Origin of the sequence: Virgisporangium ochraceum (genome assembly GCF_016863655.1) — a bacterium.
GTDB classification, from domain to species: domain Bacteria; phylum Actinomycetota; class Actinomycetes; order Mycobacteriales; family Micromonosporaceae; genus Virgisporangium; species Virgisporangium ochraceum.
Genome location: NZ_BOPH01000169.1, coordinates 1 through 7,670 on the forward strand (window position 1 = coordinate 1; position 7,670 = coordinate 7,670).

The 7,670-nt window shown below is 73.2% G+C and carries 9 protein-coding genes; 4 read left to right on the forward strand and 5 right to left on the reverse strand.

Features of this window, described 5'->3' with window-relative positions; translation table 11 throughout:
- Positions 1 to 174: 174 nt before the first annotated feature.
- Both Voc01_RS52425 and Voc01_RS52430 read right to left on the reverse strand, forming a co-directional pair.
- Entirely contained in the window at positions 175 to 1,209 is a 1,035-nt protein-coding gene (locus Voc01_RS52425; RefSeq protein WP_203935306.1) for a HEAT repeat domain-containing protein, read from the reverse strand.
- A 6-nt stretch (positions 1,210 to 1,215) separates the two neighbouring features.
- Positions 1,216 to 1,863 (reverse strand): HEAT repeat domain-containing protein, encoded by a 648-nt coding sequence (locus tag Voc01_RS52430; protein ID WP_203935307.1) that lies wholly within the window; start codon positions 1,861 to 1,863, stop codon positions 1,216 to 1,218.
- A gap of 214 nt (positions 1,864 to 2,077) precedes the next feature.
- Between Voc01_RS52430 and Voc01_RS52435 the strand changes: the two genes are divergently transcribed.
- A complete protein-coding gene (locus Voc01_RS52435; RefSeq protein WP_203935308.1) occupies positions 2,078 to 2,215 on the forward strand; it encodes an SRPBCC family protein in 138 nt (45 codons plus the stop codon).
- Positions 2,215 to 3,567, forward strand: a complete 1,353-nt coding sequence (locus tag Voc01_RS52440) for an NAD(P)/FAD-dependent oxidoreductase (RefSeq protein WP_203935309.1) — start codon at positions 2,215 to 2,217, stop codon at positions 3,565 to 3,567. Before Voc01_RS52435 ends, Voc01_RS52440 begins: the two co-directional genes overlap by 1 nt.
- 186 nt (positions 3,568 to 3,753) lie before the next feature.
- Here the strand turns inward: Voc01_RS52440 and Voc01_RS52445 are convergent, their stop codons facing one another.
- Positions 3,754 to 4,200 (reverse strand): heavy metal-responsive transcriptional regulator, encoded by a 447-nt coding sequence (locus Voc01_RS52445; RefSeq protein ID WP_203935310.1) that lies wholly within the window; start codon positions 4,198 to 4,200, stop codon positions 3,754 to 3,756.
- Positions 4,201 to 4,367: 167 nt separating this feature from the next.
- Here Voc01_RS52445 and Voc01_RS52450 point away from each other — a divergent pair, with 167 nt between their 5' ends.
- Positions 4,368 to 5,114, forward strand: coding sequence for a methyltransferase domain-containing protein (locus Voc01_RS52450; RefSeq protein ID WP_203935311.1), 747 nt, complete (start codon positions 4,368 to 4,370; stop codon positions 5,112 to 5,114).
- Between the two features lie 37 nt (positions 5,115 to 5,151).
- Here the strand turns inward: Voc01_RS52450 and Voc01_RS52455 are convergent, their stop codons facing one another.
- Together Voc01_RS52455 and Voc01_RS52460 are read right to left on the reverse strand one after the other, a co-directional pair.
- Positions 5,152 to 5,946 (reverse strand): ABC transporter permease, encoded by a 795-nt coding sequence (locus Voc01_RS52455; RefSeq protein ID WP_203935312.1) that lies wholly within the window; start codon positions 5,944 to 5,946, stop codon positions 5,152 to 5,154.
- Positions 5,943 to 6,872, reverse strand: coding sequence for an ATP-binding cassette domain-containing protein (locus Voc01_RS52460; protein ID WP_203935313.1), 930 nt, complete (start codon positions 6,870 to 6,872; stop codon positions 5,943 to 5,945). Before Voc01_RS52460 ends, Voc01_RS52455 begins: the two co-directional genes overlap by 4 nt.
- An 80-nt stretch (positions 6,873 to 6,952) precedes the next feature.
- Here Voc01_RS52460 and Voc01_RS52465 point away from each other — a divergent pair, with 80 nt between their 5' ends.
- Complete coding sequence (locus Voc01_RS52465; RefSeq protein WP_203935314.1) at positions 6,953 to 7,564, forward strand: TetR/AcrR family transcriptional regulator; 612 nt, start codon at positions 6,953 to 6,955, stop codon at positions 7,562 to 7,564.
- Positions 7,565 to 7,670 lie beyond the last annotated feature (106 nt).

Here is a 7,670-nt window from a genome sequence, read left to right on the forward strand (position 1 = left end):
CCGCCAATTCGATGTACAAGCGTCCAAGATCTGTGGGTTCGGGCGCCGCAAGCGTGACATACCGCCCGTATCCGGTGTGCATGCCAGGGTGGTCGATGGCGGATCTTGGAGCAGGTGGTGGCGCGGCCTTCGCCGATCTTGCAGTTGTGCTCTCCCATATGGGCTGCGCGTGGATCACCCCTCGGCGCGGAGACCGAGGACGTAGGTCGCTGTCACCGATACGCCGCGGTCCGGGTCGCCGGTCAGGTGGGTGAGGGCCCCGGTGGCGACCGGGCCCGGGATGCCCGCCAGGGCCTGGGCCAGCCGTCGACGGGTCGACGCGTCCGCGGCGTCTGGCGCAGGGCCGGGGGCCGGGCCCGGAGCCGAGATCCCGAGGCGGGCGACGAGGTCGGTGGCGATGCCGTCGGCGCGGGCCGGGTCCGTCGCCAGCGCGCTCAGGGCGTCGGCCGCCTCGACGTCGTTCGCCGCGTCGACGACCATGTCGATGAGCGTCGGGACCGCGTCAGCCACACCGCGGGTCCCCAGTGCCAGGGCCGCGTACCGGCGGACGGTGAGGTCCGGGTCCGCCAGCGCCGCACGAAGGAGCTCGGTCGCCCCGGCGTCCGGGAACTCCACGATCGACCGGACCGCCCGCAGGCGGACCTCGGCGTCGGGCGCGTCGAGGCCCTCGGCCAGCAGGGCGAGCCCGCCGTCGCCGGACCGGGCCAGCGCCCAGCGGAGCGCGCCGGCGACGTTCGGGTCCGCCTCGCCCAGTGCGGCGTCGACCAGCGCCTCCACCGGCAGCTCGCCGGTGGGTGAGGACAGGGCCGCCCGCTGGCGGGTCTCCGCGCTCTCCGATCCCAGCGCCCGCAGCAGCGCCACGATCTGCAGGACGTCCTCCCAGCCGGCCGGGTCGGTGGCGTCGATCCGGCGCAGCCGGGTCAGCAGCTCGGTCTCGCGGGCGATGCGGTCGCGGGTGCGGCGGATGAGGCCGTCGACGAGGTCCGACGGGGTGAAGCCGGGGTCGTCGAGGGCGCGGCCGACGTCCTTCAACGACAGCCCCAACGAGCGCAGGCTCTCGATGTGGAAGATCCGCCGGATGTCCTCCTCGGAGTACTCCCGGTAGTTCGCGCCCGACCGGCCCGTCGGCCGCACCAGTCCCAGCGACTCGTAGTGCCTGAGCATGCGGGCGCTGACCCCCGACCGCTGGGCCACGTCGCCGATCAACACCGCGTCTCACTCCTCCCGGCCGGCCGGGCCCAAGGCTACGACGCGCTGGGCCTGCCCGATCGAGAACTCGAATCCGGCGTCCGGGTCACGCGCCAACCGTTCGGTGGCGGACGCGTGGCCGCGCACGCCCGGGTCGGTGTGGGTCGTGGCGGCGTGCACGGCCGGTGCGGCCGCCTCGCCGAGCGCGACGAGTGCCCGGCTGAGGCTCAGCTGCGTCTCCCGCCCGCCGCGCCCCAGCTGCGTCACGAGTGCCGCGGCCAGCGCAGCCCGCTCGTCGTCGGGCACCAGCACGGCCGCGGCCCGCCAGGCGCTGCGCGCCACGTCGTCGTCGGGGTCGGTCAGCAGGGTCCGTGTGATCGCCGGCCAGGCCCGCCGGTCGCCGATCTTGGACAGCGTGTGCAGCGCCTGGCTGCGGGCCTGCGCCCGCTCCGACCGCAGCTCCCCGACCAGCCGAGGGACCGTGACCGACGCCGGCTGCCGGGTGAGCGCCCAGGTCAGCGCCTCGCGCACCGCGAACTCGGTCTCGACCGCGCACCGCTCGACGAGCGGCTCCACGAACGCCGGGTCCGGCGCGGTGCCGACCGCCATCGCGGCCCGCAGCCGCACCGAGGAACTGCCGCTCTCCAGGGCCCGGAGCGCCTTCGTCATGGTCATGCCCCGAGTGAAGCGCTTGTCACCGTGTCAAGGTCAAGGGATCCGTACGGCCAGCCGCCGTCGACGGGCAGGCACACGTCGTCGGCGGCGAGGGGAGGGCGGCGCGCACTTTCCCGTTCTACGGGTCGCCGAAGGACTTCGCCGACGCCCTCCAGGCGTTCATCCGCTCGGCTCCGCAGGGGTTGAACCGCGGCGGTCCGGGAAGGTGACCGTCGTGGACATCAGCGAGACCTACGACTTCACCGCTCCGCCGGAAGTGGTGTTCGACAGCCTGACCGATCCCGACCGGGCCCACCGGTGGTTGCCGTCGGGCGTGCGGCGCGACGTCGACGACAACGTCAACGCCGGCTGATGGCGGGCGAGCGACGGCACCGGGTCGTGATCGTCGGCTCGGGGTTCGGTGGGCTGTTCGCCGCCAAGGCGCTGCGCCGCGCCCCGGTGGACATCACCCTGGTGGCGCGGACCACCCACCACCTGTTCCAGCCGCTGCTGTACCAGGTGGCGACCGGCATCCTCTCGCCGGGCGAGGTGGCTCCCGCGACGCGCGAGATCCTGCGCCGGCAGCGCAACGTGGAGGTCCTCCTCGGCGACGTGACCGACGTCGACGTCGAGGGCCGCACCCTCACCGCCGAGGCCCCGGGCACCACGTTCACGGTCGGCTACGACAGCCTCGTCGTCGCGGCCGGTGCCACGCAGTCCTACTTCGGCAACGACGGCTTCGCGGCGCACGCGCCCGGCATGAAGAGCATCGACGACGCGCTCGAGCTGCGCGGACGGATCTTCGGCGCGTTCGAGATGGCCGAACTGGAGACCGACCCCGTCGCGGCCGAGCGCTGGATGACGTTCGTGGTCGTCGGTGCCGGTGCGACGGGTGTGGAGATGGCCGGCCAGATCGCGGAGCTGGCGCACCGGACCCTGCCCGGTGAGTTCCGGCGCATCGACCCGCGCACGGCCAGGATCCTGCTGCTCGACGCGGCGGACGCGGTGCTCGGTACGTTCGGCGACGAGCTGTCGACCAAGGCGTTGCGGCGCCTGCACCAGCTCGGCGTCGAGGTGGAGCTGGGCATGAAGGTCGTCGGTGTCGACGAGACCGGAATCGAGCTGGTCGACCGGTACGACAAGCCGCACCGCGTCGAGTGCATGACCAAGATGTGGGCGGCCGGCGTGTCCGGCGCCCCGCTGGGTGCCCGCCTGGCGCGGGCGGCCGGCGTGGAGACCGACCGGGCGGGGCGGGTCGTGGTCGAGCCCGACTGCACGCTCGCCGGTCACCCCGAGATCTTCGTCGTCGGAGACCTCATGTCCCTCGACCGTCTGCCGGGCGTGGCGCAGGTGGCGATCCAGAGCGCGAAGCACGCCGCCGGCCAGATCACGCGGCGCCTGCGCGGCGAGCCGACCGGGCAGCCGTTCCGCTACCGCGACAAGGGCAGCATGGCGACGATCTCCCGGTTCTCGGCCGTCGCGAGCGTGGGGAAGCTGCGGCTGTCGGGCTTCCTCGGTTGGCTGCTGTGGCTGGCCGTGCACCTGCTGTACCTGGTGGGCTTCAAGAACCGGGTCACGGCGGTGCTGCACTGGTTCGTCAGCTTCATCGGCCGCGGCCGCTCCGAGCGGACGGTCACCCTGCAGCAGGTGCTGGCGCGCACGGCCCTGATCGAGCGCGACGTGTCCGAACCCGAGCGGGTCCTCAGAGCCCGCGGCGGGCGGTGACGATCGCCGGTCACATGTCCGCGGCGCCGCCGCGGATGGCCGTGCGGATGCTGATTGCGCAGCCCTACTCTGGTGGGCCGCCGGCGCGCTCGGCGGACCACGATGTCAGCTGCCGGCCGTGATCAGTCGCAGCAGTCGGGCGGACACTCGTCGCCGCAGCAGGAGCAGCAGGACAGGTTGGTCAGGTCAGTCATCGTCGTTCACCTCCTTTCCGGTGGGTGGGCACCACACGCCCGGTACGGGCGGTGCACAGTCCCCGGTCGGCAGGCCGTCGATCATCGCGACCATCTCCGACCGGAGGGCGGCGAGCCGGGCCATCTCGGCGTCGAGCTCGGCGAGCCGGCGCCGCAGGAGGTGCTCGGCGGGCTCGCAGGGGCAGCTGCCGGTGTCGCGGATCGCGAGCAGTTGCTGGATGTCGGCCAGTCGCAGGCCGAGGCGCTGGGCGCCCTGGATGAACCGCATCCGGTCGACGGCGGTGTCGTCGTAGGCCCGGTACCCCGACGACGTGCGGGTGGGGGCGGGCAGCAGCCCCGCCCGTTCGTAGTACCGGACGGTGTCGGGCTTGACGCCGACCGTCCTGGCGAGTTCGCCGACCCGCAACCCGCCCGCTGTTCCGGTGACCGTGGCGCTCATGAGGCCACCGTAAACCTTGGAGCGGGGTCCAACGTCAAGCCCGACCTTCGGCGCGGGGAGGCCGGCCCGGTCGGCGTGCGTCGCCAGGCCGAACCGGGCGGCGACCGCACCGACTGGTCAGCTCCGGGGTTGACTTCACGTCGACATTAAGTCGCAGGCTCGCGGGCATGTCGACGAGCGCCGAGTCCCGGGTCCGTCTGCTCGATCTCGCCGAGGCGCTGCCCGGCGCCGCCGCGTTGCGGCGCCGGGGTTACGAGCTGTTGTCGCTGCCGGCGGGTTCGTCGGTGGTCGATGTCGGCTGTGGGACGGGCCGCGCGGCGGCCGAGCTCGCGGGGCGCGACTTCCGACCGGTCGGCGTCGACCTCGACGAGGAGATGGTCGCCGAGGCCCGCCGCCGGTGGCCCGGCCTCGACGTGCGGACCGGTGACGCGTACCGGTTGCCGCTCGACGATGGTTCGGTCGCCGGCTACCGCGCCGACAAGGTCTTCCACGAGCTCGCCGACCCGCGGCGCGCGCTGGCCGAGGCCGCCCGGGTGCTCGCGCCCGGTGGCGTGGCCGTCCTGGTCGGACAGGACTGGGACACGTTCGTCATCGACGCCGACGACCGGCCGTTGACCCGCGCGATCGTCCACGCCCGCGCCGACACGGTCACCAACCCGTGGGCCGCCCGCCGGTACCGCACCCTGCTGCTGGCGGCCGGCTTCCGTGACCCGACCGTGGAGGTGCACACCGCGGTCCTCACCGACCCGGCGATGCTGCCGATCCTGCTCGGCCTCGGCGCCGCGGCACGGGACGCCGGCGCCGTCACCCGGGATCAGGCCGACTCCTGGGCGGACGAGCAACGCCAGCGCGCCCGCGACGGGTGGATGTTCCTCGCCGTCCCGCTGTTCCTGGCCTCCGCCCGACGACCGTGACGCGCGCACGGTCGGCACGCCCCGTGAACGGCCGCGGTCAGCGGGCCGCGCGCCCGTAGGCGCGCACCGCGAGCGGCGCGGAGACGGCCAGGATCCCGGCGCTCCAGCCGAGCGCGAGCAGCGCCTCGCCCGCGACGGTGTGCCCGGCCGGCAGCGCACCCGGGCCGAGGGTGAGTCCGCGCAGGGCGTTGGCGACGACCGTGATGGGCTGGTGGTCGGCGAAGACCCGCAACCAGCCGGGCATCGTCCCGGTCGGGAGGAACACCGAGCTGGTCAGGGTCAATGGGAAAACGACGAGGTACACGGCGGCCTGGATGGCTTCGGTGTGGGTGATGACCAGTCCCAGCCAGGCCATGACCCAGGAGCAGGCGTAGCCGAAGACGAGGGCGACGCCCATCGCGGCGAGCATGCCGCCGGTGCCGTGGTGCCAGCGGAACCCGAGCGCGACGCCGACCGCGAGTTGCAGGCCGAGGACGGCGGTGTTGCGGATCAGGTCGGAGGCGGTGCGCCCGGCGAGGACGGCGGACCGGGCCATCGGCAGCGACCGGAAGCGGTCGAGGACGCCTGTGGTGTGGTCGTTGTTGAGCCCGTAGGCGGCGGGAGCGGCCCCGAACACCGCGGACTGGGCGAGGATGCCGGGGATGAGCCACAGGATGTACCGCCCCCGGGCCGCGGGTGGGAGGGCGGCTTCGATCGCGCCGCCGAAGACGTAGAGGAACAGCAGCACGAACACGACGGGCTGCACGGTCGACAGGATCAGCACGTCGGGCAGGCGCACGTTGACCAGCAGGTTGCGCCGGGCGATCACCGCCGTGTGGAGCACGGTGTTCATGCCGGCTCCCGGGTCAGCGCGAGGAACACGTCGTCGAGGGTGGGCCGGTGCAGCACGGCATCGGTCGGTGTGACGGCGGCGGTCTCCAGCGTCTGAAGCGCCTGCCGCAGGGTGACCGGTCCGTCCGGCGCCGGCAGCACCAGCCGGCAGCGTCCCGGGTCCCGCCGTGCGCCGAGCCGCTCCAGCGCCGTCAGCGCCAGGGGCGCCTGGCCGGCGGCCACCTCCAGTTCCACGACGGAGGTCCCGAAGCGGTTCTTCAGGTCGGCGGTGGTGCCTTCGGTGCGGAGGCGGCCGTGGTCGATGACGGCGACGCGGTCGGCGAGGTGGTCGGCCTCGTCGAGGTACTGGGTGGTGAGCAGGACGGTGGCGCCGTCGGCGGCCAGCTCGCGGACGAGGCGCCAGATGTCCTGGCGGCTGGCGGGATCGACGCCGGTGGTCGGCTCGTCCAGAAACAGCACCTCGGGACGGCCGACGAGGCTGGCGGCGAGGTCGATGCGGCGGCGCATGCCACCGGAGTACGTGCGGACCGGGCGGTCGGCGGCGTCGGCGAGGTGGATGCGGTCGACGATCTCCGCGGCCCGGCGGACGGCCTCGCGGCGGCGCAGGCCGTAGAGCTGACCGATCATGACGATGTTCTCCCGGCCGGTCAGGTGGTTGTCGACGGCGGCGAACTGGCCGGCGAGCCCGATCCGTTCCCGCACCCGGGCGGCGTCGCGGACGACGTCGAGGCCGGCGATCCGGGCGCTGCCGCCGTCGGGCCGCAGCAGTGTCGCGAGCACGCGGATGAGGGTGGTCTTGCCCGCGCCGTTGGGGCCGAGCAGTCCGTAGACGACGCCGCGGTCGACGTCCAATGTCAGGCCGTCGAGGGCGCGGGTGCCCCGGAACCGCTTGGCGACCCGGTCGACGGCGACAATCGGATCGGTCATCGATACCTCCCAGATGTGTACTTGAAAGTGAACATAGGCGTAAGTACACTTCAGCGTCAACAAGTGAAGAGGGTGCACGAATGGTGGACGACAACCGGGAGCCGACCCGTCGACTGCCCCGGGCGGAGCGCCGCGAGCAGATCCTCGCGGCGGCCACCGAGGCATTCGCGCGCAGCGGGTACGCGGCAACCGGCCTAGACGAGATCGCCGCGGAGGCGGGCATCACGCGGGTGATCCTGTACCGGCACTTCGACTCCAAGACCGACCTGTACCAGGCGGTCCTGGACCGCATGTGCACGCGTCTGGAAGCCCACGTCGAGGAGCCCGTCGGCGGGTTCACCGACGCCAGCGTCGACGGGCTGCTCGCCGCCGCCGCGGAGTCACCGGCCGGGTTCCGGCTGCTGTTCCAGCACGCCGTCCGCGAGCCGGAGTTCAAGGAACGCATCGAGAAGTTCCGCGACGACACCACAGCCGCGGCCTACCTGCAGATCAGGGCGTTCGTCCCGGACGACGCGCTGGCCCGCTGGGCATCGCAGCTGGCGCCGGTGGTGGCCATCGAGGCCGTCATCGCCTGGCTCGACGCCGGCCAACCCGACCCGGCCCAGGCCGGCGACCGGGTCCGGCAGGTCGTCATGGGCGTCATCACCGCGGCCGCGTCCACCGATGTGCAGTGCTCCCTTCCCGACCCGTGACCCTGGAAGGAACCGCCGTGCCGAGAGTCTGCGAGACCCCGACCGCCAAACAGCGCCGCATCTGGGACAGGATGGCGGCCGGCTACGACCGGCAGATCGCGTTCTT

What these genes read in the sequence shown, in the direction of transcription:
- Voc01_RS52430 (WP_203935307.1), bottom strand. Translation starts at nt 1,863, where the DNA reads ATGACCATGACGAAGGCGCTCCGGGCCCTGGAGAGCGGCAGTTCCTCG.
- Voc01_RS52440 (WP_203935309.1), top strand. Translation starts at nt 2,215, where the DNA reads ATGGCGGGCGAGCGACGGCACCGGGTCGTGATCGTCGGCTCGGGGTTC.
- Voc01_RS52445 (WP_203935310.1), bottom strand. Translation starts at nt 4,200, where the DNA reads ATGAGCGCCACGGTCACCGGAACAGCGGGCGGGTTGCGGGTCGGCGAA.
- Voc01_RS52450 (WP_203935311.1), top strand. Translation starts at nt 4,368, where the DNA reads ATGTCGACGAGCGCCGAGTCCCGGGTCCGTCTGCTCGATCTCGCCGAG.
- Voc01_RS52455 (WP_203935312.1), bottom strand. Translation starts at nt 5,946, where the DNA reads ATGAACACCGTGCTCCACACGGCGGTGATCGCCCGGCGCAACCTGCTG.
- Voc01_RS52460 (WP_203935313.1), bottom strand. Translation starts at nt 6,872, where the DNA reads ATGACCGATCCGATTGTCGCCGTCGACCGGGTCGCCAAGCGGTTCCGG.
- Voc01_RS52465 (WP_203935314.1), top strand. Translation starts at nt 6,953, where the DNA reads ATGGTGGACGACAACCGGGAGCCGACCCGTCGACTGCCCCGGGCGGAG.